This is a genomic window from Mycobacterium sp. 1423905.2, assembly GCF_001673155.1.
In the GTDB taxonomy this organism is placed as follows: Bacteria; Actinomycetota; Actinomycetes; order Mycobacteriales; family Mycobacteriaceae; genus Mycobacterium.
This window is the reverse complement of record NZ_LZLE01000355.1, coordinates 1-26386: the sequence shown is the minus strand read 5'-3', so window position 1 is coordinate 26386 and position 26386 is coordinate 1. Positions and strand designations below refer to the sequence as shown.

The 26386-nt window shown below is 68.6% G+C and carries 26 protein-coding genes and 1 pseudogene; 9 read left to right on the top strand and 18 right to left on the bottom strand.

Going from position 1 to position 26386, the window contains the following annotated elements; genetic code table 11:
• The coding region (locus tag A9W95_RS24785; protein WP_305799980.1) for a CocE/NonD family hydrolase C-terminal non-catalytic domain-containing protein at positions 1 to 231 on the top strand (231 nt) is incomplete at its 5' end.
• Here the strand turns inward: A9W95_RS24785 and A9W95_RS24780 are convergent.
• Both A9W95_RS24780 and A9W95_RS24775 read right to left on the bottom strand, forming a co-directional pair.
• On the bottom strand, positions 228 to 773 hold the full coding sequence (locus A9W95_RS24780) for a DUF1802 family protein (protein WP_067418870.1): 546 nt from the start codon (positions 771 to 773) through the stop codon (positions 228 to 230). The genes A9W95_RS24785 and A9W95_RS24780 overlap by 4 nt on opposite strands.
• Positions 770 to 1045 carry a DUF2277 domain-containing protein gene (locus A9W95_RS24775; protein WP_067418869.1) on the bottom strand — a complete coding sequence of 92 codons (276 nt, stop codon included), beginning with the start codon at positions 1043 to 1045 and terminating at the stop codon, positions 770 to 772. The genes A9W95_RS24780 and A9W95_RS24775 overlap by 4 nt, the downstream gene beginning before the upstream one ends.
• Positions 1046 to 1143: 98 nt before the next feature.
• Between A9W95_RS24775 and A9W95_RS24770 the strand changes: the two genes are divergently transcribed.
• Together A9W95_RS24770 and A9W95_RS24765 are read left to right on the top strand one after the other, a co-directional pair.
• Positions 1144 to 1893, top strand: coding sequence for an enoyl-CoA hydratase (locus tag A9W95_RS24770; protein WP_067418867.1), 750 nt, complete (start codon positions 1144 to 1146; stop codon positions 1891 to 1893).
• A 59-nt stretch (positions 1894 to 1952) separates the two neighbouring features.
• Positions 1953 to 2279 (top strand): hypothetical protein, encoded by a 327-nt coding sequence (locus A9W95_RS24765; protein WP_067418866.1) that lies wholly within the window; start codon positions 1953 to 1955, stop codon positions 2277 to 2279.
• Between the two features lie 3 nt (positions 2280 to 2282).
• Here A9W95_RS24765 and A9W95_RS24760 read toward each other — a convergent pair whose 3' ends face one another.
• From A9W95_RS24760 to rimP, 7 genes are all read right to left on the bottom strand, one after another.
• Complete coding sequence (locus A9W95_RS24760; RefSeq protein WP_067418864.1) at positions 2283 to 3623, bottom strand: MATE family efflux transporter; 1341 nt, start codon at positions 3621 to 3623, stop codon at positions 2283 to 2285.
• 6 nt (positions 3624 to 3629) lie between these two features.
• Complete coding sequence (locus tag A9W95_RS24755; protein WP_067418862.1) at positions 3630 to 4643, bottom strand: bifunctional oligoribonuclease/PAP phosphatase NrnA; 1014 nt, start codon at positions 4641 to 4643, stop codon at positions 3630 to 3632.
• A complete protein-coding gene (gene rbfA / locus A9W95_RS24750; RefSeq protein ID WP_067418860.1) occupies positions 4618 to 5112 on the bottom strand; it encodes a 30S ribosome-binding factor RbfA in 495 nt (164 codons plus the stop codon). Before rbfA ends, A9W95_RS24755 begins: the two co-directional genes overlap by 26 nt.
• Positions 5112 to 7910, bottom strand: a complete 2799-nt coding sequence (gene infB / locus A9W95_RS24745; protein ID WP_067418859.1) for a translation initiation factor IF-2 — start codon at positions 7908 to 7910, stop codon at positions 5112 to 5114. The genes rbfA and infB overlap by 1 nt, the downstream gene beginning before the upstream one ends.
• Positions 7911 to 7985: 75 nt before the next feature.
• Positions 7986 to 8237, bottom strand: a complete 252-nt coding sequence (locus A9W95_RS24740; protein WP_371328122.1) for a YlxR family protein — start codon at positions 8235 to 8237, stop codon at positions 7986 to 7988.
• A 175-nt stretch (positions 8238 to 8412) separates the two neighbouring features.
• Entirely contained in the window at positions 8413 to 9456 is a 1044-nt protein-coding gene (gene nusA, locus A9W95_RS24735) for a transcription termination factor NusA (RefSeq protein ID WP_067418857.1), read from the bottom strand.
• Positions 9453 to 9986, bottom strand: a complete 534-nt coding sequence (rimP, locus tag A9W95_RS24730) for a ribosome maturation factor RimP (protein WP_067418855.1) — start codon at positions 9984 to 9986, stop codon at positions 9453 to 9455. Before rimP ends, nusA begins: the two co-directional genes overlap by 4 nt.
• Positions 9987 to 10224: 238 nt before the next feature.
• On the opposite strand from rimP, the gene A9W95_RS24725 reads away from it, so the two are divergent.
• Positions 10225 to 10755, top strand: coding sequence for a hypothetical protein (locus A9W95_RS24725; RefSeq protein WP_067418854.1), 531 nt, complete (start codon positions 10225 to 10227; stop codon positions 10753 to 10755).
• Positions 10752 to 11243, top strand: coding sequence for a ferritin-like domain-containing protein (locus A9W95_RS24720; protein WP_067418852.1), 492 nt, complete (start codon positions 10752 to 10754; stop codon positions 11241 to 11243). The genes A9W95_RS24725 and A9W95_RS24720 overlap by 4 nt, the downstream gene beginning before the upstream one ends.
• On the opposite strand, the gene A9W95_RS24715 is transcribed toward A9W95_RS24720, so the two are convergent.
• The 8 genes and pseudogenes from A9W95_RS24715 to mqo form a co-directional block, all read right to left on the bottom strand.
• Positions 11244 to 12992, bottom strand: coding sequence for a proline--tRNA ligase (locus A9W95_RS24715; RefSeq protein ID WP_067418850.1), 1749 nt, complete (start codon positions 12990 to 12992; stop codon positions 11244 to 11246).
• 202 nt (positions 12993 to 13194) lie between these two features.
• Complete coding sequence (locus tag A9W95_RS24710) at positions 13195 to 14787, bottom strand: MFS transporter (RefSeq protein ID WP_067418849.1); 1593 nt, start codon at positions 14785 to 14787, stop codon at positions 13195 to 13197.
• A 22-nt stretch (positions 14788 to 14809) separates the two neighbouring features.
• Positions 14810 to 16017, bottom strand: a pseudogene (cobA, locus tag A9W95_RS24705) (uroporphyrinogen-III C-methyltransferase).
• A 23-nt stretch (positions 16018 to 16040) separates the two neighbouring features.
• The gene (locus tag A9W95_RS24700; RefSeq protein ID WP_371328121.1) at positions 16041 to 17396 is read right to left on the bottom strand and encodes a cobyrinate a,c-diamide synthase; all 1356 of its coding nucleotides are present in this window, start codon (positions 17394 to 17396) and stop codon (positions 16041 to 16043) included.
• Entirely contained in the window at positions 17393 to 18007 is a 615-nt protein-coding gene (gene cobO, locus A9W95_RS24695) for a cob(I)yrinic acid a,c-diamide adenosyltransferase (protein ID WP_067418846.1), read from the bottom strand. The genes A9W95_RS24700 and cobO overlap by 4 nt, the downstream gene beginning before the upstream one ends.
• Positions 18008 to 18023: 16 nt before the next feature.
• On the bottom strand, positions 18024 to 19856 hold the full coding sequence (locus A9W95_RS24690) for a magnesium chelatase subunit D family protein (protein WP_067418844.1): 1833 nt from the start codon (positions 19854 to 19856) through the stop codon (positions 18024 to 18026).
• Positions 19853 to 20323 carry a GNAT family N-acetyltransferase gene (locus tag A9W95_RS24685; protein WP_067418842.1) on the bottom strand — a complete coding sequence of 157 codons (471 nt, stop codon included), beginning with the start codon at positions 20321 to 20323 and terminating at the stop codon, positions 19853 to 19855. Before A9W95_RS24685 ends, A9W95_RS24690 begins: the two co-directional genes overlap by 4 nt.
• Positions 20320 to 21807, bottom strand: a complete 1488-nt coding sequence (gene mqo / locus A9W95_RS24680; RefSeq protein WP_067418840.1) for a malate dehydrogenase (quinone) — start codon at positions 21805 to 21807, stop codon at positions 20320 to 20322. The genes A9W95_RS24685 and mqo overlap by 4 nt, the downstream gene beginning before the upstream one ends.
• A gap of 84 nt (positions 21808 to 21891) precedes the next feature.
• Between mqo and A9W95_RS24675 the strand changes: the two genes are divergently transcribed.
• Both A9W95_RS24675 and mtr read left to right on the top strand, forming a co-directional pair.
• Positions 21892 to 22926 carry an alpha/beta hydrolase gene (locus tag A9W95_RS24675; protein ID WP_067418838.1) on the top strand — a complete coding sequence of 345 codons (1035 nt, stop codon included), beginning with the start codon at positions 21892 to 21894 and terminating at the stop codon, positions 22924 to 22926.
• Positions 22913 to 24292 carry a mycothione reductase gene (gene mtr / locus A9W95_RS24670; protein ID WP_067418837.1) on the top strand — a complete coding sequence of 460 codons (1380 nt, stop codon included), beginning with the start codon at positions 22913 to 22915 and terminating at the stop codon, positions 24290 to 24292. Before A9W95_RS24675 ends, mtr begins: the two co-directional genes overlap by 14 nt.
• A gap of 2 nt (positions 24293 to 24294) precedes the next feature.
• On the opposite strand, the gene A9W95_RS24665 is transcribed toward mtr, so the two are convergent.
• Positions 24295 to 24765: a Fur family transcriptional regulator gene (locus tag A9W95_RS24665; protein ID WP_067418835.1), complete on the bottom strand. Its 471-nt coding sequence runs from the start codon at positions 24763 to 24765 to the stop codon at positions 24295 to 24297.
• 128 nt (positions 24766 to 24893) lie between these two features.
• Between A9W95_RS24665 and A9W95_RS24660 the strand changes: the two genes are divergently transcribed.
• Entirely contained in the window at positions 24894 to 26021 is a 1128-nt protein-coding gene (locus A9W95_RS24660) for a HoxN/HupN/NixA family nickel/cobalt transporter (protein WP_067418833.1), read from the top strand.
• A 56-nt stretch (positions 26022 to 26077) separates the two neighbouring features.
• On the top strand, positions 26078 to 26386 hold a 309-nt coding region (locus A9W95_RS24655), incomplete at its 3' end, for an alkaline phosphatase family protein (RefSeq protein ID WP_172826717.1).

The following is a 26386-nucleotide window of genomic DNA, read 5'->3' as shown; positions in this document are numbered from 1 at the left end:
GGCTACCGCCGCCTGGGTGACGCTCCGGAAACGGTCCGAATCGAACTCGACGCCGTCGCGCACCGGTTCCGCGCCGGCTCACGCGTGCGCGTCCTGATCGCCGGCAGCTGGTTTCCCCGCTATGCCCGCAACCTCGGCACCGCGGAGCCGGCATTGACCGCACGCCAGATCAAGCCGGCCACTCACGCCGTGCATTTCGGCGAATCGCGACTGCTGTTGCCGGTCGGCTAACCGACGGCGTCGCGGACCCGGGCGGCGATCTCGGCGAGCACGCTGTCGTCGTGCACCGGCGCGGCCAGGGTCGGCGCGGCCGGCAGTTCGACCCAGCTCTTGCAGCCCGCATATTCCGGGGCGCGCGCCAGCCGGGCCGGCTGGGTGAGCGGGATTGTGGAAACCACCAGGACTGCGAGCTTGTGCTTGGGCCGAAAGTCGAGCCGGTCGGCGCGCACCGATTCGGCGGTCCAGATGTGCAGGTCTTGGATCTGTTCGAGACCCTCCGGCCGGTTGACGGGCAGCGCCGCAACCACTTTGGCGGCCGCCCGCAAGGTGAGTTCGGATTCGGTGCTGTCGGCGGCCGCGTCGGCCAACAGGTCGCGATGCTCGGGGCGGACCCGGTCGGCGTGGCTGTGCGCCACCGTCGGAAATAGCAGGAATTCTCGAGCGGTCACCTCGAAGCGCTTCTCGCCGATGCCGCCCTTGCGCAACAGGACGGTCTGGCGTCCGTCGAGCAGCGCATGCACCGCCGCGCTCCACTCCTTGAGCGCCGGCGTCACTTCGACGGCGCGCCGGCCAGCCGGGCGATCACTTCCGGCCGGCGCAGCGGCGGTACGGTTTTCGGCGGCTGACGCCGCGGGCTCAGAGCGTCCAGCAACCGGGTGGTGGTGGCCGTGACCTCGGCAACGGCGGCCTCGAACGCCTCGACGTTGACGGCCGAGGGATGGGTGATGCCGCTGACCTTGCGGACGTATTGCCGCGACGCGGCAGCGATCTCTTCAGGGGTGGCTGGGGGCTCCAGCCCGCGCAGTTCGGTGATGTTCCGGCACATGCCTCAACGATAGGCGGCTGCAGGCGGGGCGCAGCGGTCACAAAGAGCCATCCGAGGCAGAGGCTTGTGGGACTGATGTGACCGCTACGGTGAATGCCATGACCGACGACATCCTGCTGATCCAGACCGAAGAGCGGGTGCGCACGCTGACCCTCAACCGCCCGCAATCTCGCAACGCCCTGTCCGCGGCGCTTCGGGATCAATTCTTCGGCGCCTTGTCCGATGCCGAGACCGACGACGACGTCGACGTGGTCATCGTCACCGGCGCCGATCCGGTGTTCTGCGCCGGTTTGGATCTCAAGGAGTTGGGCGGGCAAACCGCGCTGCCCGATATTTCGCCGCGCTGGCCGGCGATGACCAAGCCGGTTATCGGTGCCATCAACGGCGCTGCGGTCACCGGCGGGCTGGAGTTGGCGCTGTACTGCGACATCTTGATCGCCTCAGAGCAGGCGCGTTTCGCCGACACGCACGCACGGGTGGGTCTGTTGCCCACCTGGGGGTTGAGCGTGCGGTTGCCGCAGAAGGTCGGAGTGGGACTGGCTCGGCGGATGAGCATGACCGGCGACTACCTGTCAGCCGCCGATGCGCTGCGCGCCGGTCTGGTCACCGAGGTGGTGCCGCACGAGCAGCTGCTCAACGCGGCCCGCCAGGTCGCGGCGTCGATCGTCGGCAACAACCAGGATGCGGTGCGAGCACTGCTGGCCTCCTACCACCGCATCGACGAGTCCCAGAACAGCGCGGGACTGTGGTTGGAAGCCATGGCCGCCAGGCAGTTTCGCACCAGCGGCGACGACATCGCCGCCAATCGGGAGGCCGTGCTGCAGCGCGGACGGTCGCAAGTCCGCTGACACCGCTGGTACCGCCGTCGAGACGACCGCCTCGCTCGACGGCCGACATCGTTGCCACCGTGCTGTTGTCTTTCGCCTTGGTGGCGTTGTGTGCGTTGGGATTGCTGGCCGCGCTGGTGCCGTCGCTGTGGGCGTTCCTGCCGATCTGCAGCGATAACTGCGATGACCCGAAGTTCTCGAAATTCTTTGATCACACCTTCACCGGGGCGGCCGTCGTGGTGGACGGCGAGGTGGCAGCCGTCGCCGTGGCAGGCATCGGGATGGTGGTCGCGGGTATCCGCCGCACCACGCTGTGGCTGTGGCCGGCGCTGGGAGCCGCGATGGTCGTCGCCGCTTTCTTCGGGGCGCTCTTGATTTGGGTCAACGGCATACCCAGCGGTCACTGAGTCCTATCCCGTTCCGGTCACCGCCCAGCGGCCGGACAGCGCCCGCCATCCCACGAAAACCAGGCGCAGAACCACGAACGTGCTCAATCCCGACCAGATCCCGGCCAATCCCCAGCCGTAGGCCAATGACAGCCAGATCAGCGGCAGGAATCCGATCAGTGCGCTGAGGAGGGTGGCGGTGCGCATGAACGCCGCATCGCCGGCGCCCAGCAGCACCCCGTCGAGTGCGAACACGATTCCAGCGCAGGGCAATTGGGCCACCAGGAACCACCACGGCACGTCGATCTCGGCGAGTACCGACCGGTCATGGGTGAACACCCCAGGCAACACCGAGGCCCCGGCGGCCAGCGCGCCGGCCAAAACGGCGGCCGCCAACAGGGAGAATGCGCTCACCCGCCACGCCACCGACTTGGCGTGCGGGACGTCCCCGGCCCCCAACGCGGCGCCGACCAGCGACTGCGCGGCGATGGCCAGCGAATCAAGAACGAGCGCAAGGAAACTCCACAGTTGCAACACCACCTGATGGGCGGCCAATGCGGCGGCACCGAAGCGCGCCGCGACCGCACCTGCCGAGACGAAGCAGGTCTGGAACGCCAGACTGCGCAGGAACAGATCACGGCCCAGCAGCAACTGGGCTCGCAGCACCGGCGGGTCAATTCGTAACGGCACCCGCTCGGCCAACAACGCGGCGCCGAACAGCAACGCGGCCGACCATTGCCCGACCAGGTTGGCGACCGCCGATCCAGACAATCCGCAGCGGGGTAACCCGAACCAGCCGTACACCAGCACCGGGCACAGCAGGGCTGACAGTCCGAAGCCGATGACGACGTAGCGCAGCGGTCGCACGGTGTCCTGCACACCGCGCATCCAGCCGTTCCCGGCCAGGGATACCAAGATGGCCGGCACGCCCACGATGGCGATCCGCAGCCACGGCAGCGCCGCGGCCATGAGGTCGCCGGACCTACCGCCCGCAATAGCCGAAATCATCGGCACGGCAACCACTTCCACCACCGCGACCACCAACACGCCCAACCCCAGCGCCAGCCAGGTGGCCTGGACACCCTCGTTGACCGCGGCCGCCCGGTGGGCCGCGCCGAAGTAGCGCGCCGAGCGTGACGTCGTGCCGTAGGACAGGAAGATCGACTGGGAGCTGACCACGCCGAGAATCAGGCTGCCGATCGCCAGACCGGCCAGCGACACCGCTCCCAGCCGCCCCACCACCGCGGTGTCGAACAGCAAGTACAGCGGTTCGGCGGCCAACACCCCCAATGCCGGCAGAGCCAGCGCGGCGATCTGTCGGCCTCCCGCGGCGGGAGGGTCGGACGCCGGCCGCTGTTCGGTCAAGCGCGGTCAGCCCAAGGCGCCGCGCAGCGCGGAGACGGCATCGTCGATGGAGCCGGTGGTCGAGTACCCGGCAGCCAGTCGATGCCCGCCGCCGCCGAAATGCGCCGCCACCGATGCCAAATCGACGTCGTTCTTGGCCCGCATCGACACCGACCACTCCTGCGGGTCGATCTCCTTGAACACCGCCGCGACCTCCGCCTGTTGCGTGGTGCGGACGATATCGACCACACTCTCCACTTCTTCGGGGCGAGAGGTGACCCAATCCTCATGCGGCACAACCGCATAGACCAGACCGCGACCACCGGCCGCCTCGGGCACCAGGCGCGCCGAGCCCAGCACCCGCGACAGCATCGGCAACCACACGAACGGATGGGTGTCCATGAGCGACCGGCTGATCGCGGCGTTGTCCACGCCGAGGTCCACCAGCCGGGCCGCCAGCCGCAACGCCCGCGCGCTGGCCCAGCGGAAGGAGCCGGTGTCGGTGGTCAACCCCGCGTAGATGCAATGCGCTACGCCGTGGTCGATCGGCTGGCCCCACGCATCGAGAATCTCGGCGATCAGCATGGTCGTCGAATCGGCCGAAGCGTCAACGAAATTGGCTGTGCCGAACAACTCATTGGAGGCGTGGTGGTCGATCACCAGGACCTCTTGACCGTCGGCGGCCAGATCGCTCAGGCCGCCGAGCCGGTTGATGCTGGGGACGTCGACCGTCACAACCAAGTCCACGTCGCGGGACATGTCCTGGGGGCGCACCAACAGCTGACAACCGGGCAATGAGCGCAGCGACTCCGGCAGCGCGGCCGGTGTGGCGAAGCTGACCTCGACGTGTTGACCGCACCGGTCCAGCACCGAAGCCAGCGCCAGCCCCGCGCCGACCGTGTCGGCGTCGGGATGCACGTGACAGACGACTGCGGTCCGATCCGAAGCGGATAACAACCGGGCGGCGCCGACAGCATCGACGCGCGCCCCTTTCAGGCGCTGCATGTGGGCCGGCTCAGTCTTCCGGTCGATCGTGGTCATCGATGTCTTCCTCGGCTGCCCCCGACAATGGTCCTGTCGACGCCCTCTCCCGATAGGGATCGGCGTCTCCGGCCGGCTTGGCGCCGACCCGCACGCGCGCCAGATCCGCGTCCGCCGCACGGGCGCGGGCCAGCAACTCTTCCATCCGATTGACGTTGTCTGTCGTGGTGTCCCGCAGGAACGTCAACGTCGGCGTGAACCGCACACCGGTGCCGGCGCCGACCTTCGAGCGCAACACTCCCCTGGCCCGCTCCAGCGCCGCCGCGGCCGCCGCATAGTCCGGCTCGTCGTCGAGGGTGGGACCCATGACGCTGTAGTAAACGGTCGCGTCATGCAGGTCGGCGGTCACCTTCGTGTCCACGATGGTCACCCCGGCCAAGCCCGGGTCCTTGATCTCGTATTCGATCGCCGAGGCGACGATGGTGCTGATCCGCTTGGCCAACCGGCGCGCGCGGGCCGGATCGGCCATTAGGACCTTTCCTTCTGCACCAGCTCGTAGGACTCGATGACGTCGCCTTCCTTGATGTCGGAGTAGCCCAGCGTCATACCGCACTCGAAGCCCTCCCGGACCTCGGTCACGTCGTCCTTCTCCCGTCGCAACGAGTGGATCGTCAGGTTCTCGGCGATCACGATGTTGTCGCGCAGCAGGCGCGCTTTGGCGTTGCGGCGCACCACCCCGGAGGTGATCATGCAGCCGGCGATCAGACCCACCTTCGAGGACCGGAACAGCGCCCGGATCTGGGCCTGGCCCAGCTGGTTCTCCTCGTAGATCGGCTTGAGCATGCCGCGCAGGGCCTTCTCGATCTCGTCGATCGCCTGGTAGATCACCGAGTAGTAGCGGATCTCCACGCCTTCGCGGTTGGCCAGCTCGGTCGCCTTGCCTTCGGCACGCACGTTGAAGCCGATGATCACCGCATCCGAGGCCGATGCCAGGTTGACGTTGGTCTCGGTGATGCCACCGACCCCGCGGTCGATGACCCGCAGTTCCACCTCGTCGTCGACCTGGATGCCCATCAGGGCCTCCTCGAGCGCTTCGACGGTACCGGCGTTGTCGCCCTTGAGGATCAGGTTGAGCTGGCTGGTTTCCTTCAGCGCCGAATCCAGGTCCTCGAGGCTGATCCGCTTGCGGCTGCGTGCGGCCAGCGCGTTGCGCTTGCGGGCGCTGCGCCGGTCGGCGATCTGGCGGGCGATCCGGTCCTCGTCGACGACCAGGAAGTTGTCACCGGCACCGGGCACCGAGGTGAAGCCGATGACCTGCACCGGCCGCGACGGCAGCGCCGCCTCGACGTCGTCGCCGTGCTCGTCGACCATGCGGCGCACCCGGCCGTAGGCGTCGCCGGCGACCACCGAGTCGCCGACCCGCAATGTGCCGCGTTGCACCAGCACCGTCGCCACCGGCCCGCGGCCGCGGTCCAGGTGCGCCTCGATGGCCACACCCTGGGCCTCCATGTCCGGGTTGGCCCGCAGGTCCAGCGCCGCGTCGGCGGTCAGCAGCACCGCTTCGAGCAACTGCTCGATGTTGGTGCCCTGCTTGGCCGAGATGTCGACGAACATGGTGTCGCCACCGAAGTCCTCGGCCACCAGCCCGTACTCGGTCAGCTGGCCGCGAATCTTGGCCGGATCGGCGCCTTCCTTGTCGATCTTGTTGACCGCCACCACGATCGGCACGTCGGCGGCTTGAGCGTGGTTGATCGCCTCCACCGTCTGGGGCATCACCCCGTCGTCGGCCGCGACCACCAGGATGGCGATGTCGGTGGCCTTCGCACCGCGGGCACGCATGGCGGTGAACGCCTCGTGACCCGGGGTGTCGATGAAGGTGACCAGCCGCTCGGTGCCGTCGAGGTCGACGCTGACCTGGTAGGCGCCGATGTGCTGGGTGATGCCGCCGGCCTCGCCCTCGCGGACGTTGGCCTTACGGATGGTGTCCAACAGCCGGGTCTTACCGTGGTCGACGTGACCCATGACGGTCACCACCGGTGGGCGGGTCTGCAGGTCTTCCTCGCCGCCCTCGTCCTCGCCATAGGTCAGGTCGAACGATTCCAGCAGCTCTCGGTCTTCGTCCTCGGGGGACACGACCTGCACGTTGTAGTTCATCTCGCTGCCCAGCAGCTCGAGTGTCTCGTCACCGACCGACTGCGTGGCGGTCACCATCTCACCGAGGTTGAACAACGCCTGCACCAGCGCGGCCGGGTTGGCGTTGATCTTGTCGGCGAAGTCGGACAGCGACGCGCCGCGGGCCAGCCGGATGGTCTCGCCGTTGCCGTGCGGCAACCGCACCCCACCGACGACCGGGGCCTGCATGTTCTCGTATTCGGCGCGTTTGGCCCGCTTGGACTTGCGGCCACGCCGGGGCGCACCGCCGGGACGACCGAAGGCACCGGCGGCACCGCCGCGCTGGCCGGGGCGGCCACCGCCGCCACCACCGCCGGGACGGCCGCGGAAGCCGCCACCGCCGCCTGGGGCGGCACCGACGCCACCGCCGCCGCGGTAGTTACCGCCACCGCCGTCAGGTCGACCACCGACGCCGCCGGGACGGCCACCACCGGGCCGAGGGGCACCCGGGCGCGGCGGACGGCCTTGCCCTGCGGCACCGCCGGGACGCGGCGGCATGCTGCCCGGGGACGCTCCACCGGGACGCGGCGCTCCGGGCCGGGGCGCGCCGGGGCGCGGGGCCTGCGGGCGCGGGATGGGACGGTCGACGGGCTGCGCCGACGAGAACGGGTTGTTGCCGACGCGCGGGGTGCGCACACCCGGCTTGGGCATCGGCGGACCGGGACGCGGTCCCGGGGTCATGCCGGGATGCGGCGCCCGATCACCGGGAGTGGGTGCCGCCGGCCTGGGCCCGGGACGACCCGGCGGCGGGGTGGGCGTCGGCGGTGCCGGGGGCGCCGGCTTGGCCGTGGTCCCGGCCGGTGCGGGAGCCGCGGGGGCCGAACCGCCACCGTCAGCGGCTCGGGCGGGCGCGCCGGCCGGTGCGCCGTTGCCGGCGACCGTGTCGATCGCTTTGTCGAGGGCCCGGTCGAGCGTGGCGTCCGGAGCCTTGGCCACCGGGGCGGCGGCTGTCTTCGCGGGGGCCTTCGCTCCGTCTTTGGCGGGCGCCGGCTTGCTGCCGCCGAATGACTCACGCAACCGGCGGGCGACGGGCGCCTCCACCGTCGAGGATGCGGATTTGACGAATTCGCCCTGTTCACTAAGCCGGGCGAGCACTTCCTTGCTGGTTACACCGAGTTCCTTTGCCAACTCGTGTACGCGGGCCTTACCTGCCACTACATCTCCTGTCTGTGAGGCGACAGTCGGTGGGCCGCGCCTCGGGTTTAGCTATGACGCATGGTCATCGGGACTTCACGGTGTGCTCATGTTCGTTGCTACCTGTTCTGTTGCGCGGTGAGCGGGCCCGTCGAGAGAACCGACGTGCTCGACCACCGCGGAGGTGTCCGGTGAACCGGTGATGCGCAGCGCGCGTTGGAAAGCTCGCCGCCGAATCGCCTGATGTACGCACCGCGGTTCGGGATGCACCCACGCACCCCGTCCCGGCCGGCGTCTGACTGTGTCAACGACCAGGGCGTACGTGCCGTTCCCGGTCGACTCAGCCACCACGCGAAGCAGTTCGACGGCCAGCTCACGCTTTCGGCACCCGACACACGTCCGCACCGGTCCGATGCTTCGGTGCGCCGAGTCCGAAGGCTCGCGCTGGATCACGGCTAAGTCTAGCGTCACCCGCGAGGTAGCCCGAACCACCCGGGACACGCGTCAAGTTCCGGGCGCGTATTCAGCGCTCGTGGGCCATCCCGCGGCTGGCGCCGTGTTCGGGATGACCGGCCTGCTGGCCTGGCGAATCGCCGCGGATGTCGATGCGCCATCCGGTCAGCCGGGCGGCCAGCCGCGCGTTTTGGCCTTCCTTTCCGATGGCCAGGGACAACTGGAAGTCGGGCACCACCACGCGGGCGGCCCGGGCGTTCTGGTCGATGACCGACACCGAGACCACTTTGGCCGGGGACAGCGCGTTGGCGACGAAGCGGGCCGGGTCCTCGTCGTAATCGATGATGTCGATCTTCTCGCCGGAGAGCTCGCTCATCACGTTCCGCACCCGCTGGCCCATCGGGCCGATGCAGGCGCCTTTGGCGTTCAGGCCAGGTACCCGCGAGGTCACCGCGATCTTGGAGCGGTGGCCGGCTTCGCGGGCCACCGCGACGATCTCCACCGACCCGTCGGCGATTTCCGGGACCTCCAGCGAGAACAGCTTGCGCACCAGGTTGGGGTGGGTGCGCGAGAGGGTGATCAGCGGTTCCCGGGCGCCGCGGGTCACCCCGACGACATAGCAGCGCAGCCGATTGCCGTGCTCGTAGCTTTCACCGGGGACCTGCTCGGCGGCCGGGATCACGCCCTCAGACGCTTTCGTCTCGCTGCCCATGCGCACCACGACCAGGCCGCGGGCATTGGCGCGGCTGTCGCGCTGGATGACGCCGGCGACGATCTCTCCTTCGCGGGTGGAGAACTCCCCGTACGTGCGTTCGTTCTCGGCGTCGCGGAAGCGTTGCAGCATGACCTGACGGGCGGTGGTGGCCGCGATGCGGCCGAAGCCTTCGGGGGTGTCGTCCCATTCGCTGATGAGGTTGCCGTCCTCGTCCACCTCGCGGGCGATGACGCGAACGACTCCGGTCTTGCGGTCGATCTCGATGCGCGCGTCCTGCTGATGGCCCTGGGTGTGCCGGTAGGCGGTGAGCAGCGCGGACTTGATCGTTTCCAGGAGCTCATTGACCGAGATGCCACGGTCCACTTCGATCGCGTGCAGCGCAGCCATGTCGATGTTCATGTTCCGGCCTCCGTTTCAGTGGCCCGACCCGTAGTCGCCAGTTCCAGCTCGGCTGGGCTTGGCGACGAAAATTCGACTTGCACCACGGCAGTGACGATGTCGGCGAGCGGGATCTGCCGCACGCTCCACTGCCGGCCCTGCCGGACCACCAGCGCCGTCGCGTCGTCGGTCGTCTCCCCGATGCGCCCGGTCAGCTCGGTACCGTCGGAGAGCCTGAGCTGGACCTTGCGACCGCGGGCCCGGCGGAAGTGTTTGGCGCGGGTGAGCGGTCGTTCCACCCCTGGTGAGCTGACCTCGAGGACATAGCGGTCGTCGATATTGTCAAGGTCGTCTAGCAAAGTCGACGCCGAGCGCGACAGCGCGGCGATCGTGTCCAGGTCGAGGGCTGTATCGCCGTCGGCGATCACCGTGATCCGCGGCGGGCGGGCGCCGGAGTCGATGACCACCTCTTCGATTTCGTAGCCGGCGCGCGCGAATTCTTCACCGAGTAACTCGATCACCTGCGTCTGCGAAGGTAGCCCGGTGGTCACGGCGAGCTCCTCATCTTGAGTTGTCCCGGACACGGGCGGGAAGGGCCGCCCTTTTCTGTTGCGCGCGGCTCCCGGCGTCCTGCCGCCGGCCAGCTGCCGGCAGTCGGTGGATTCCAGGTGTACCAGCTACCAACGATACGCCAGGAATGGCGATCGACGAGGGCTCCCAGGTCGGCGCGACCTCGCCGGGCGCCGTGCCCAGCGCGGTCGCCGCGCACATCGATGGCAGGATGTTGCTGTGCCCAGAGCAGTACCCGTCATCAACAGGCGGGGCGTGCTCGCCGGTGGGGCCGCTCTCGCTGCACTGGGGGTGGTCGTCTCCGCCTGCGGCGAGCCGGCCCCTAAGCCTCCGTCAGTCGAAGAGCTGGTGGGACCGCTGGACCAGGCCCGACGCGACAGCGCGCTGGCGACGGCCGCGGCCGGCGCGATCGGCAGCCCGCCGCAGATCGCCGCGGCACTCACCGTGGTCGCCACCCAACGGGCCGCGCACGCGCGTGCGCTGTCCACCGAGATCTCGCGGGCGTCGGGCAAGTTGGTGTCCTCGACGAGCGAGACAAGCAGCACCAGTCCCAGTCCCACCGGGGCCGAGCCGCCGCCTCCCCCGCCGCCTGTCTCCGACGTCATCGATGCGCTGAACGCCTCGGCCGAGAGCGCCAGTCGGCTGGTGGCCAGCTCGTCGGGTTACCGGGCGGGTCTGCTGGCATCCATAGTCGCGTCGTGCACGGCGTCGGCCACGGTGGCGTTGGTGCCCGGAGGTCCGTCGATATGACCTCGGCCCAGCCCACACCCGGCGCCCGGCCGCCGAAACTGGCTCCGTCCGGCAAGGACGCTGACACCACTGCCCTCAGCGACGCGCTGACCGTCGAGCACGCGACCATTTACGGCTACGGCATCGTGTCGGCGATGTCGCCCCCGAGCGTCAACGACCTGGTGGTGGAGGCGCTCAACCAGCACCGGCAACGGCGGGACGACGTCATCGCGATGCTGACCGCCCGCAAGGCCAATGCGCCCGTCGCGGCACCCGGCTACCAACTGCCGTCGCAGGTGGGCAGTCCGGCCGATGCAGCGCGGCTGGCGGTGCGGATGGAAAACGACGGCGCGACGGCGTGGCGCGCGGTGGTCGAGCACGCCGATACCGCTGATGACCGCGCCTTCGCCTCGACCGCGCTGACGCAGAGCGCGGTGCTGGCCGCGCGCTGGAACAAGGTGCTGGGCGCCTGGCCCATCACCACCTCGTTCCCGGGCGGCAACGAATAGTCAGCTGCTGATGGCCGCGGCGATTTCGGTGGCCAGGGATTTCCCGGCGGGCAGCTCGCGGGTCTGACCGCCGAACCGGTCGCGCAGTTCGACGACGCCGTCGGCCCAGCCGCGGCCCACGACGACGACCCACGGCATGCCCAGCAGTTCGGCGTCTTTGAACTTGACCCCGGGCGAGGCCTGGCGGTCGTCGAGCAGCACCTCGATGCCCAGCCGGTCCAGGTCCGCGGCCAGCTCAGCGGCTCCGGCCCGAGCCGCGGGATCTTTGTTGGCGATGACCAGGTGTACGCCGAACGGCGCGACGGCGGCGGGCCAGCGCAGGCCCAGCTCGTCGTGGTGCTGTTCGGCGACGACGGCGACCAGCCGGGACACCCCGATGCCGTAGGACCCCATGATCAGCCGCACCGGCTTGCCGTCCTCGCCGAGCACGTCGGCGGTGAAGGCGTCGGTGTATTTGCGGCCGAGTTGAAAGATGTGCCCGATCTCGATGCCGCGGGCCATGACCAGCGGGCCGGCGCCGTCCGGCGAGGGATCACCTGCGCGCACCTCGGCGGCTTCGATGGTGCCGTCGGCGGTGAAGTCGCGGCCGGCCACCAGGCCGACGACGTGGCGGCCCGGCTCGTCCGCGCCGGTGATCCAGCTGGTGCCGTCCACCACCCGCGGGTCGACCAGGTAGCGAACGTCGTTGTCGCGCAGCGCTTTCGGGCCGATATAGCCCTTCACCAGGAAGGGGTACCGGGCGAAGTCGTCGTCGCCGAGGAAGGCGTAGTCGGCGGGTTCCAGCGCCGCGCCCAGCCGCTTCTCGTCGACCTCGCGGTCGCCGGGCACGCCGATGGCCAGCAGTTCCCACTCACCGCCGGGTTGGCGGACCTTGACCAGGACGTTTTTCAGCGTGTCCGCGGCGGTGATGGTGCGGCCCAGGTCGGCACGGTTGGCCCAGTCGACCAGCGTGGCGATGGTCGGGGTGTCACCGGTGTCGTGGACTTCAGCGGCGGGCAGGCCGTCGGTGGGCAGCGAGTCCGGGCGCGCGGTAACGACGGCCTCGACGTTGGCTGCGTAACCCGATTCCAGGCACCGCACGAAGGTGTCTTCGCCGATCGGGCTTTCGGCGAGGAATTCTTCGGAGGCGCTGCCGCCCATCGCGCCCGATACCGCCGACACGATGACGTAGCGGACCCCGAGCCGGTCGAAGATGCGCTGGTAGGCCTCCCGGTGCGCGTGGTAGGAGTTCTTGAGCCCGGAGGCGTCGATGTCGAAGGAGTAGGAGTCCTTCATGACGAACTCCCGGCCGCGCAGGATGCCGGCCCGTGGACGGGCTTCGTCGCGGTACTTGGTCTGGATCTGATACAGCGTGAGCGGGAAGTCCTTGTACGAGCTGTATTCACCCTTGACGGTCAGGGTGAACAGCTCTTCGTGGGTGGGCCCCAGGAGATAGTCGTTGCCGCGGCGGTCCTTGAGCCGGAACACGCCGTCGCCGTATTCGGTCCAGCGGTTGGTGGTCTCGTAGGGCGCCCGCGGCAGCAGCGCGGGAAACAGGATTTCCTGGCCGCCGATGGCGTTCATCTCGTCGCGGACGACGCGTTCGATGTTGCGCAGGACCCGCAGTCCCAACGGCAACCAGCTGTACAACCCGGGCGCGACGGGGCGGACGTAGCCGGCTCGGATGAGCAGTTTGTGGCTGGGGACTTCCGCGTCGGCGGGATCGTCGCGCAATGTGCGCACGAACAGCTCGGACATCCGGGTGATCACAGGCGGCAAGCCTAGTGGCGGCGGCCCGGTCGAGGTCGGCCGGGCGGTGTAGTCACAGCTGCCACACCAGTCTCTGCGGGCGCCACTACTGTTTGTGCCCGCCTCCGAGCGACAACTTAATTTGTCGCTGTGAGGCGGGCACAAAGACACTCAACAAGTGCAGGGACTCCTGAGACGGTTGAGCTCCGCGTGACGACCGGGATTACAGCTCGCCGGCGTCGATCGCTTCCTTCACCTCTTGGGCGTGGGCCACTTGCTCCGGGGTGTAGCCGATGAACAGCGCGGCGGCGCCGACGATGATCGCGGCTCCGGCGACCCACAGCAGCCCGTAGGTGTAGCCGTGGTCGAGTGCGTTGAGCTGCGCGTCGTTCATGAACTTCACCGGACCGGTCGTCCCGCCCAGGTACAGGGTGCGGGAGGTGATCACGGCCTGGATGACCGCCAGCACCAGCGGACCACCGAGGCTTTGGGCCATCAGCGCCATCGCCGATACCGGGCCGATCTGGTCGAAGCCCACCCCGGCGATGGCCGACAGGGTCAGCGGAACGACGGCCATGCCGATGCCGATCCCGCCGACCACGATGGGCGCCACCAGGTTCGGAAAGTACGGGACGCCGCGGTGCATGCAGAACCAGCCGTAGAGCATGGCGACGACGAGCAGGTAGCCACCGGCGATGGTCAGCACGCGTGGAGAGAACCGCGACACCAGCTGGGAGGACACCCCCAGGCCGATGCCCATGGCGATGACGAACGGGATGAACCCGACGCCCGCCCGCAGCGCGCTGTAGCCGAGCACGTCCTGCACGTACAGGCCGATGCAGACGGTCAGGCTGAACATGACACCGCCGGCGAGCAGGATCGCGATGAAGGTGACTGCCCGGTTGCGGTCGCGGAACAGCTGGAACGGCACGACGGGGTTGTCGGCGGTGCGCTCGACGATGGCGAAGGCCACCGCGGCGGCCAATGCGACCGCACCTGAGCCGATAGTGGTGACCGAGATCCAGCCCTTTTCCGGGCCCATCGAGAAGGCGAACACCGCCGCGGTGCAGGTCAGCGTGGCCAGCATGGCGCCGGTGGCGTCCAGCTTCATCCGCTCACGGTTGGTCTCGCGCAGCGCGGTGCGGGCCAGGTAGATCATGACGAGCCCGATGGGCACGTTGACCAGGAACGCCAGCCGCCAGGAGAGCTCGGTCAGCGCCCCACCGACCACCAGGCCCATCACCGAGCCGATCGCGGTCATGGCGGCGAACACCGCGGTCGCGGCGTTACGCGCCGGACCCTTGGGGAACGTCGTGGCTACCAGCGCCAGACCGGTCGGAGAAGCGATGGCCGAACCGATGCCCTGCAGCAGTCGGGCGATGACCATGGTCACCTCGTCCCAGGCGACCGCGCACAGCACCGAGGAGATGGTGAACAGGGCGACGCCGACGATGAAGGTGCGCTTGCGGCCGATGGTGTCGCCCAGGCGGCCGCCGAGCAGCATCAGCCCGCCGAAGGTCAACACGTAGGCGGTGATCACCCAGCTGCGACCGGCGTCGGACAGGCTCAGCTCGTTCTGAATCTTAGGAAGCGCGACGATCGCGACGGTGCTGTCCATGGTGGCCAGCAGCTGCATCCCACCGATGGCGATGACCGCGGCGATGAACCGCCACGAGGGCAGCCACGTCGGGGAATACCTGCTGATCCGGTCTAAGGCGGTCTCCGCCGAGCGCTGGGGGCGCGCCGGGGCCGGCCGTTGCGGGTGTCCGGCTGTCCAGTTCCGGACCGCCCGCTCACTGTCGTTGAGAGCCGTCATAGGAGGTTACCTTACAGTAATCTTAAGAATTGTTTAAAGCCCGAACGCCGCCACGGCCCCGATCACGATGATCGCGGGAGGTCGAATACCCTCGGCGCGGACCTTCTCGGGCGTGTCAATCAGGGTGGCCCGCAACGTCTGCTGAGCGGGCGTGGTTCCGTGCTGAACCACCAGCACCGGAGTATCTGCAGGTCGGCCGCCTTTTAGCAGCGCGTCAACGAAAAGTTCGATGCGTTCGACCGCCATCAGCAAAACGATGGTGCCCGACATTGCTGCCAAAGCGTCCCAATTCACTAACGATTCGGGATGGTCGGGCGCGATATGGCCGCTGACCACCACAAATTCATGATTCATGGCCCGGTGAGTGACCGGAACACCCGCCAAAGCGGGAACTGCTATGGCACTCGTCACACCTGGCACCACGGTCACCGGAATCCCCGCTTCCGCGCACGCCAGCACCTCTTCATAACCGCGGGCGAACACGAACGGATCGCCCCCTTTGAGGCGCACCACGAATTTGCCGGCCTTCGCTCGTTCGATCATCACCGCGTTGATGGCGTCCTGGGCCATGGCCCGGCCGTACGGGATCTTGGCGGCGTCGATGACCTCGACGTGTGGAGACAGTTCGGCGAGCAGTTCCGGCGGCGCGAGCCGGTCGGCGACGACGACGTCGGCCTGGGCCAGCAGGCGGCGGCCGCGCACGGTGATCAGTTCCGGATCGCCGGGTCCGCCGCCGACCAGCGCCACCCCGCCCCGAACAACGTCAGCGCTCTCGGCGGTGATGACGCCTTGTTGTAGCGCCTCGCGGATGGCCGAGCGGATCGCCGCCGAGCGGCGGTGCTCTCCCCCGGCCAGGACGCCGACGGTCAGTCCCGCGTAGGTGAACGAGGCGGGAGTGACGGCGGTGCCTTCGACGGCGATGTCGGCGCGGACGCAGAAGATCTGGCGGCGGTCGGCTTCGGCGACGATGGCGGCGTTCACGTCGGGGTCATCGGTGGCGGCGATGGCGTACCAGGCTCCGTCGAGGTCGCCGTCTTGGTATTCGCGCAGCGACAGGGTCACTTGTTCCATCGCCTCGACGGCGGGAGTGGCCGACCGGGAGATGACGTGGACGTCGGCCCCGCTGCCGATCAAGCGCGGCAGACGGCGCTGGGCGACCGAGCCACCGCCGACCACGACGACCTTTTTGCCGGTCAGCCGCAGGCCGACAAGGTAAGGGTTCTCGGTCACCCGCCAAGCCTAGAGGTTTTGCTCTACCTGGCCGCGTGCGCGACGAACCGCCCCACCGCCTCGGGGGTCGCGACCGGATGAGTGTGCAGGTACGCCGCGTGCACGCCGTCGCGCACCACGCCGTCTTGGATCGCGGCCTGGTCGCGGTACACCCACGCCGGCTGGTAGTCGCCGGTGAAGGTCACTGCGGTGCGGTGGAATTCGTGGCCGACCACCCGCTGGCCCAGCGCATATAGCGCCGAATCGGCGACGGCCACCGCGTCGCGGTAGGCCAGCTTGAGCTGCGAGGTGAATCGCGCCGACCCGCGCACCACGCCGCACATCGGGTGGCCGTCGAGCTCCTCGACGAGGTAGATCAGCCCGGCGCATTCGGCGTGCACGGGCGCACCGGCGGCGGCCAGGTCGTTGATCTGCCGGCGCACCGTTTCGTTGGCGGACAGTTCTGCCGCCCACTGCTCGGGGAAACCGCCCGGCAGCACCACCGCATCGGTGCCGTCGGGCAGTGAGTCGGTGAGCGGGTCGAACGGGATCACCTCGGCCCCGGCGGCAGTCAACAGTTCGGCGTGCTCGGGGTAGCCGAAACTGAACGCCCGGCCGGCCGCCAGTGCGACGGTGACCTGCCGGCCGGTCACCTGCGCCACGGCCGCCGCCGGATCCCACGGCGCGTCGGCGACCCGGCTGGCCGCGACCGCGACCACCGCGGCCAGGTCGACGTGGGTGGCGATCAGGGCGGTCATGGCGTCGACTGCCTCGCGGGCCCGGCGGCCGTATTCGACCGCGGTCACCAGACCGAGGTACCTCGACGGCACCTCCATCTCGGCCACCCGCGGGATGGCCCCGAGAACGGGGACGCCGGCCTGCTCACATGCCTGGCGCAGCACCTGCTCGTGGCGGGCGGATCCGACCCGGTTGAGGATGACGCCGGCGATCCGGGTTGCCGCGTCGAAGGTGGAGAAGCCGTGCAGCAGCGCGGCGATGCTCTGGCTTTGCCCGCGGGCGTCGACCACCAGGACGACCGGGACGCCCAGCAGGGCCGCGACGTGTGCGCTGGACCCGCGCGCCGGTGCGCTGGCGACGGGCTCGATGCGCCCGTCGAACAGGCCCATCACCCCTTCGATGATCGCGAGGTCGGCGCCCTGCGCGCCGTGGCCGTACAGCGGGCCGATCATTTCCTCGCCCACCAGGTTCGGGTCGAGGTTGCGGCCGGGCCGCCCCGCCGCCAATCCGTGATAGCCCGGGTCGATGAAATCCGGGCCTACTTTGAAGGGCGCGACGGTATGACCCGCCTGGCGCAGCGCCCCGATGAGACCCGTTGCGATCGTGGTCTTTCCGCTGCCCGAGGCCGGCGCGGCGACGACCACGCCGGGAACCGAGGTCACCACTCGATCCCCTTTTGGCCCTTGCGGCCCAGGTCCATCGGGTGTTTGACCTTGGTCATCTCGGTCACCAGATCGGCCGCCTCCACCAGCTGCGGCGGCGCGTCGCGGCCGGTGATCACCACGTGCTGGTGTCCGGGCCGCGACGCCAGCACCTCGATGACGTCGCCGACGTCGACCCAACCCCACTTGAGCGGATAGGTGAACTCGTCGAGGACGTAAAAGTCGTGGCGTTGCGCGGCCAGGCGACGGGCGATCTCGATCCAGCCGTCGGCGGCCGCGGCGGCATGGTCGGCGTCGCTGCCGCCCTTACGCGACCAGGACCAGCCCGCACCCATCTTGTGCCATTCGACGGCTCCGCCGACGCCATGTTCGTCGTGTAGCTGGCCGAGGCGCCCGAATACCGCCTCCTCGCCGACCTTCCACTTGGCGCTCTTGACGAATTGGAAGACCGCGACATTGAGTCCAATGTTCCACGCCCGCAACGCCATACCGAACGCCGCCGTGGACTTCCCCTTGCCGGCCCCGGTGTGCACGGCCAGCACCGGGGTGTTGCGCCTGGCCCGGGTGGTCAGACCGTCGTCGGGGACTTGCAGCGGATTACCCTGTGGCATAACGGATACCGAACGCTTACGCCACGCTACGCACGGCGTGCGTGAGGTGATCAGCGTGCAGCTGCTCCAGGCGCAGCACCGGCGCCCCCAGCTGCGCGGCCAGGTCGACGGCCAGACCCAGCCGCACGTAGGAGGTTTCGCAGTCGACCACCACCGCGGCCACCCCCTCGGCGGCCAACCGCGCGGCCGCCATCCGGCTGCGCCGCACTGGGTCGGCCCCGGCGGTGGCCCGCCCATCGGTGAGCACCACCACCAGCGGGCGCCGCGCGCGATCGCGCACCCTTTCGCGCAGGACGAGTTGATGCGCGGCGAGCAGACCTTCGGCCAACGGAGTCTTTCCACCGGTGTCGAAGCGGGCCAGTCGCCGGCTGGCGATATGCGCCGAGGAGGTGGGCGGCAGCATGACCCTGGCGTCCTGCTGGCGGAAGGTGATGACTGCGACCTTGTCGCGCCGCTGATATGCGTCGCGCAGCAGCGACATGGTGGCGCCGCCAACCGCGGCCATGCGATCGCGTGCGGCCATCGATCCGGAGGCGTCGACGACGAAGATGACCAGGTTGCCCTCCCGGCCTTCGCGCACCGCGCGCCGAATGTCATCGGCACCCACCCGCAACCGCCCTGCGGCCGAGGCATTTTCGGCAGCGGACAGCACGGTGGCGAACAGATGCACACCGTGCGCGGCCGGATCGGCGGCGTCGGCGGCCGCCACGACGCTGCCGGCGGTGTTGCGCGCCCGCGACCGCCGACCGGGTGCGCCTTCACCTACCCCGGGAACGGTGAGCGTGCGGGTGCGGAAGGTCTTCGATGGCGGCGCGCTGGGCCGGGGCGGTTGCGGTTCGGCCGATGAGTGAGGTTGACTCGCAGCGTCGTTGGCTGACTGGCCGTTACCTCCGGGCGGGTCGGGCTCGGGCTCGGGGTCTGCCTCGGCGCCGGCTTGAGCCAGCGCCTCGTCGAGTTGCTGGGGGTCGATGCCTGGGTCGTCGAAGGGGTCCCGGCGGCGGCGGTGTGGCAACGCCAGCTCTGCGGCCACCCGGATGTCCTCCTCGGTGACGGTGTCCGCGCCGCGCCACGCGGCGTGCGCCGCCGCGGTGCGAGCCACCACCAGGTCAGCGCGCATACCGTCGACGCCGAAGGCCGCGCACAACGCCGCGATGCGGCGTAACTCGTTGTCCGGCAACACCACATCGTCGACCACCGCCCGCGCCGCGGCGATCCGGCGGGCCAGGTCGGCGTCGGCGTCGGCGTAGCGGTCGGCGAACCCGTCGGGGTCTGCCTCGTACGCCATCCGCTGGCGGATGACCTGCACCCGCACGTCGACGTCGCGGGACGCCTGCACGTCGACGGTCAGGCCGAACCGGTCCAGCAGCTGCGGACGCAACTCGCCTTCCTCGGGGTTCATGGTGCCGATCAACACGAACCGCGCCTCGTGGGAGTGCGAGATGCCGTCGCGTTCAACGTGCACCCGTCCCATGGCGGCGGCGTCGAGCAGGATGTCGACCAGGTGATCGTGCAGCAGGTTGACCTCATCGACGTACAGCACCCCGCCGTGGGCGCGGGCCAGCAGCCCGGGCGAGAAGGCGTGCTCCCCCTCGCTGAGCACCCGCTGCAGGTCCAGCGAGCCGACCACCCGGTCCTCGGTCGCGCCCAGCGGCATCTCGACCAATCCGGTGCCGGCGCCGCCGGTGGCCGACGACAGCAGCGCCGCCAGGCCGCGCACGGCCGTGGACTTGGCGGTCCCCTTCTCACCACGGATCAGGGCACCCCCGATCTCGGGGCGAATGGCGCACAGCAGCAACGCCAGCCGCAACTGATCGTGCCCGACGATGGCGCTGAACGGGTAGGGCTTCACCGCTGGCCCGCCAGACCCGAGCCCGGCCGCACCATCGGCATGTGCGGCACGCCGTCGTCCAGAAAGTCATCGCCGTCGCGGACGAACCCGTGCTGGGCGTACATGTCGGCAAGATAGGTCTGCGCGTCGATGCGGCACGGGTAGTCGCCCACCTCGGCCAGCGCCGCGCGCAGCAGCCGGGTGGCGTGCCCCTGACCGCGGGCGCTGCGCTTGGTGCACAGCCGCCCGAGCCGAAATGCCTTTTCCCCGCCGGGATGTTCCTCCATCAGCCGCAGCGTGCAGATCACCTCACCGTCGGCGGTTTCCAGCCAGAAGTGCCGCGTTTCCCCGAGCAGATCGCGGCCGTCGAGCTCCGGATACGGGCACGCCTGCTCCACCACGAACACCTCGACCCGCAATTTCAGCAGTTCGTACAGGGTCTGCGCGTCCAGATCCTTCGACCACACCCGGCGCAACGCTTCGGTCATGACGCGACACCTAACTGCAAGACCTTGGCGCTCCACGAGCGCACCTCGTCGAATAGTGCTGGCTCCTTTGACAATTCAGCTCCCAACGACGGCACCATCTCCTTGAGCGTCGGCACCCAGGATTGATACCGCTGCGCGAAACACCGCTGCAGCACGTCGAGCATGATCGGCACGGCGGTGGATGCGCCCGGCGAGCCGCCCAGCAGCGCGATGATGCTGCCGTCGGCGGCACCTACCAGGGTGGTGTTGAATTCGAGCACGCCGCCTTTGCGTCTGTCTCGGCGGATCACCTGCACCCGCTGGCCGGCGACCGTCAACTCCCAATCGGAATCGGTTGCACTGGGGGCGAACTCCCGTAGCGAGCGCACGCGGTCGGCCTTGGACAGCCGCAGCTGTCCCAGCAGGTAGTTGAGCAGTGTCAGTTCGGTGGCCCCCACACCCAGCATGGAGATTGCGTTGTGCGGCTTGACCGATCGCGCCAGATCACTGAGATGGCCGCGCTTGAGGAACTTCGGTGACCAGCCGGCATACGGGCCGAAAACCAGCCACGGTTTGCCGTTGACGACGCGCAGATCCAGATGCAGCGCCCCGAGCGGCGGAGCGCCGGGTGCGGGCACGCCGTACACCTTGGCGCGGTGCGCCGCGGTGAGCGCCGGGTTGCCGGCACGCAGAAAGCGTCCGCCTATCGGGAACCCGGCGAACCCCTTGACTTCGCTGATCCCGGACTTCTGCAGCAGCGGTAGGGCGTCTCCGCCGGCGCCCACGAACACGAACCGGGCGCCTAGTTGGTGCTGCGCACCGGTACGACGATTGCGCGTCCGCAGCGTCCACCCGCCGTCGGAGCGGCGCGTCAGGCCGCGGACCTCGTGCCCGAACAGCGTGGTCGCTCCGTTGCGCACCGCGTAACCGAGGAGTTGTTTGGCCAGCGCCCCGAAGTCGACGTCGGTGCCGTCCTGCGCCCAGTTCAGCGCGACCGGTTCGGAGAAATCCCGGCCGGCGGCCATGAACGGCAACCGGCGGGCGAACTCGTCGGCGTCGTCGATGAACTCCGTGCCGGCAAACAACGGGTTAGGGGCCAGCGCGTCGCGGCGCCGCCGCAGGTAGTCCACCCGAGCGGCGCCATGCACGAAGCTGGCGTGCGGAACCGGGTTGAGGAAGGCGCGCACGTCGGTCAGGATGCCGGTCTCGGCGGCGTACGCCCAAAACTGGCGGGTGACCTGGAACTGCTCGTTGATGGCTACGGCCTTAGTGATGTCGATCGAACCGTCGGCCCGTTGCGGGGTGTAGTTCAGCTCGCACAACGCCGAGTGGCCCGTGCCGGCGTTGTTCCAGGCACCGCTGCTCTCGGCGCCGACGGCGTCCAACCGCTCGATCAGGGTGATGGTCCAGTCCGGCTCCAGCCGCCGCAGCAGCGCGGCCAGCGTGGCGCTCATGATGCCGGCGCCCACCAGCACGACGTCAGCGGTCCTGGCTCGGTTCGACACCGGATCGACGGTTCCTTCCCTCGGGTGTTTCCCAGGTTATCCCGGCCCCGCCCGGCCCCGCGCCGCGCCGACTAAGCTGGCCTGGTGACTGGCTGGGTGCCCGACGTGCTGCCCGGCTATTGGCAGTACACGATTCCGCTGGGGCCTGACCCCGACGGCGAGGGCGACATCGTCGCCACTCTGATCCGTCGCGGCGAGGTGGCCGCGTCCGAGCACGCGGTGCTGGCGGTCCACGGCTACACCGACTACTTCTTCAACACCGCCCTGGCCGATCACTTCGCCGGCCGCGGCTTCGACTTCTACGCGCTGGACCTGCGCAAGTGCGGTCGGTCGCGGCGTCCGGAGCACACGCCGCACTTCACCACCAACCTCGCCTGTTATGACGCCGAACTGGATCGGGCCCTGCAGCTCATCTGCCAAGGGAACCGGTCGGTGCAGACTCTGGTGTACGGGCATTCGGCGGGCGGCCTGATCGTGTCGTTGTGGCTGGACCGGTTGCGGCGACGCGGCGCCACCGCCGCCTTGGGCGTGCGCGGCCTGGTTCTGAACAGCCCGTTTCTGGACCTGCATGGCAGGGCGATCCTGCGGCTAGGCGTCACCTCGGCGATGATCGCCGCGCTGTCGCGGGTGCGCACCAAGGGAATAGCCCGCTCCGGCGGCAACGGAGGTTACGGTTCCAGCCTGCACCGGGACTACCACGGCGAATTCGACTATGACCTGCAGTGGAAACCGTTGGGCGGCTTTCCGATTACCTTCGGCTGGCTGCACGCCGTGCGCAGCGGCCAGGCGCGGCTGCATCGGGGCATCGATGTCGGTGTACCCAACCTGATCCTGCGCTCGGATCACACGGTCAGCGAGGACGCCGGACCAGAAGCCCTGCAGTGCGGCGACGCGGTTCTGGATGTCACGCAAATAGCCCGGTGGGCGGGATGTATCGGCAACCGCTCCACCATGATTCCGGTGGCCGACGCCAAGCACGACGTGTTCTTGTCGCTGGCCCAGCCGCGCCACACCGCATATCGCGAACTGGACCGGTGGCTGGACGACTACCTCAGCATCAACACCGGCGCTTCGGCATCATCACGGAAAGGTGAGCGGCCCGCACATGGAAACTTATGACATCGCCATCATCGGAACCGGCTCCGGCAACACCATTCTCAACGAACGCTATGCGGACAAGCGGGTGGCGATCTGCGAGCAGGGCACGTTCGGCGGCACTTGCCTGAACGTCGGGTGCATTCCGACGAAGATGTTCGTCTACGCCGCCGAGGTCGCCAAAACGGTTCAGGAGGCGGCGAAGTACGGCGTCGACGCGCACATCGACGGGGTGCGGTGGGACGACATCGTCTCCCGGGTCTTCGGACGCATCGATCCGATCGCGGTCAGCGGTGAGACCTACCGGCGCTCGTTGCCCAATGTCGAGGTGTACCACCAGCATGCCCGGTTCGGGCCGGTGCAATCCGACGGGCGCTATCTGCTACGGACCGACGGCGGTGAGGAGTTCACTGCGGACCAGGTGGTCATCGCTGCGGGTTCGCGGCCGGTCATTCCGCCGGCCATTCACGGCTGCGGTGTCGATTACCACACCAGTGACACCATCATGCGGATCACCGAACTGCCCGAGCACCTGGCCATTGTCGGAAGCGGTTTCGTGGCCGCCGAATTCGCGCACATCTTCTCCGCCCTGGGGGTGCGCGTCACCATCATCCTGCGCGGCGGCACGCTGCTCAAACAGATCGACGACACCTTGTGTGAACGCTTCACTCGGATCGCTGCCAAGAAGTGGGAGTTGCGCACGCAACGTAATGTGGTGGACGCCAAGAACGCCGGCTCAGGTGTGGTACTCGAACTCGACGACGGTTGCTCGATCGAGGCGGACATGCTGCTGGTGGCGACGGGCCGAGTCTCCAATGCCGACCGGATCGACGCCCAGGAAGCCGGCGTCGAGGTGAAGCTGGGCCGTGTGGTGGTCGACGAATACCAACGCACTTCGGCGCGAGGCGTTTTCGCGCTCGGCGACGTCTCGTCGCCCTACCAGCTCAAGCATGTCGCGAACCACGAGGCCCGCGTCGTACAACACAACCTGCTGTGCGACTGGGACGACACCGAGTCGATGGCCGTCACCGACCACCGCTATGTTCCGGCGGCGGTGTTCACCGATCCGCAGCTGGCCAGCGTCGGACTGACCGAAAACCAGGCTTTGGCAGAGGGATACGACATCACCGTGGCCGTTCAAGAGTACGGTGACGTCGCCTACGGCTGGGCGATGGAAGACACCACCGGCATCGTCAAGCTGGTCGCCGAGCGCGGCACTGGGCTGCTGCTGGGCGCTCACATCATGGGCTACCAGGCGTCGTCGATCATTCAACCGTTGATCCAGGCGATGAGCTTCGGCTTACCCGCCCACCAGATGGCCCGCGGCCAGTACTGGATTCATCCGGCGCTGACCGAAGTGATCGAGAACGCGCTGCTGGGCTTGCGCTGAGATCAATCTCGCCGCTGCTGACAGTTCGGGCACAGGCCGCGCAGCGTCAATCCTCCGCACTCCGGAAGGGCGAACGAACTACCGGCCATCGCCTGCTCGAGCGCCGAACTGAGTTGGCGCGCCGGCACTTCGATGACGGCACCGCAGTGGGTGCATACCGCGTGGTGGTGGGGTGCGCTGGCCATCCCGTAGGTGGTGACTCCGCCGTCCAGCGTCAGCGCGTGCAGCACGCCCTCATCGACCAACGTGGTCACCGTGCGATAGATCGTCGCGAGGTCCGGCGTCGCCACATCCGGCGGCAGGAAGGTGGGCAAGCGGTGATGGATCTCGGCTACCGATAGGTGGCCGTTCACCGGCTCGAGCACCGCCAACACCTGGATCCGAGACGCCATCCGGCGCAGCCCACGCGCGCGCAGCAGTTCGCCGATCCGTTCGGTGACGGCCGGATCCAAGCCCGAGGGCTTCGTTGTCACTCCTTCAGTGTTGTCCCCGAGCCGCTGGATTGCCAACGCATCCCGGGTCCTGCAAGTCACTTGCATCGCGGTGCAGCCCGAACCTACAGTCGGGACCGTTGCGTCCGCCCAATGCTGGAAGGATTTCGATGACCAGCACTGAGTTGGACAGGTGCGGGTTACGGGCTCGGCTCGGCGGTGCCCTCTCGGCACCCGAGTGGGGCCGGCTGGGCTTGATGGCCGCCGTGATCGCTGCGCTGCACCTGATCGGTTGGCTCACCCTGGTCTTGGTGATCGACCCGGCTGGACTCAGCCTGGGTGGCAAGGCCTTTGGCTTCGGCGTTGGGCTCACCGCGTACACGTTGGGCTTACGGCACGCGTTCGACGCCGACCACATCGCCGCCATCGACAACACCACCCGCAAGCTGATGAGCGACGGCCAGCGGCCGTTGGGCGTCGGATTCTTCTTCTCGCTGGGGCATTCCACAGTGGTGTTCGGCCTTGCGGTACTGCTGGCCGCCGGACTGAAGACCGTCGTCGGACCGGTCGAGGACGACTCGTCGACCCTGCACCACTACACCGGCCTGATCGGAACCGGCGTTTCCGGTGTGTTCCTATACGTCATCGCCATCCTCAACGTTGTTGTCCTGGTCGGGATCCTGCGCGTGCTCGCCCGGTTGCGCCGCGGCGATTACGACGCCGACACCGACGGCGCCGAACTCGAGCAGCAATTGCAGAACCGGGGCCTGGTCAATCGTTTCGTCGGCCGGTTCACCAACTCGATCACTCGGTCGTGGCACATGTACCCGGTCGGCCTGCTGTTCGGACTGGGATTCGACACCGCCACCGAGATCGCGCTGCTGGTGCTGGCGGGTAGCAGCGCCGCGGCCGGTCTGCCCTGGTATGCGATCTTGTGCTTGCCAATGTTGTTCACCGCGGGCATGTGCCTGCTGGACACCATCGACGGGTCGTTCATGAACTTCGCTTACGGTTGGGCGTTCGCCAATCCGGTGCGCAAGATCTACTACAACATCACCATCACCGGGCTGTCGGTGGCCGTGGCGCTGTTGATCGGCAGCGTCGAACTGCTCGGCCTGTTCGCCGACCAACTCGGGTGGCACGGCCCGTTCTGGAGCTGGCTGGGCCGCCTGGACCTCAACACGGTCGGCTTTGTGGTCGTCGGGATGTTTATTGGCGCGTGGCTGGTCGCGGTCCTGGTATGGCGCTACGGCCGAATCGAAGACAAGTGGACGCCCGCGGTGCAGCGACTGAGCTGACATCGAGGTCTCGCTGGCGCGTGTCTAGTTAGTACGTCAAACTGACGTCCATGTCCGTGCCCCAGTCGATTTGTGACGTTCTGCCCGCGGCAGCGGCGCTGCTCGGAGTGCCGGACGCGGTCGATCGGCTGGGACTGGCCGAGTGGACCGGAGAAGTGGACCGGGTGGCCGTGGTGCTGGTCGACGGGATGGGCCGGCACCTGCTCCCACAATTGGCCGCCGACGCACCCTTGCTCGCCGCCGTGCTGCGCGGTGAGTTGGGACGGTTGCAGCCATTGGACTGCACTTTCCCGTCGACCACCCCGACCAGCCTGGTGTCGCTGGGCACCGGTGCACAACCGGGCCAGCACGGCGTCCTGGGTTTC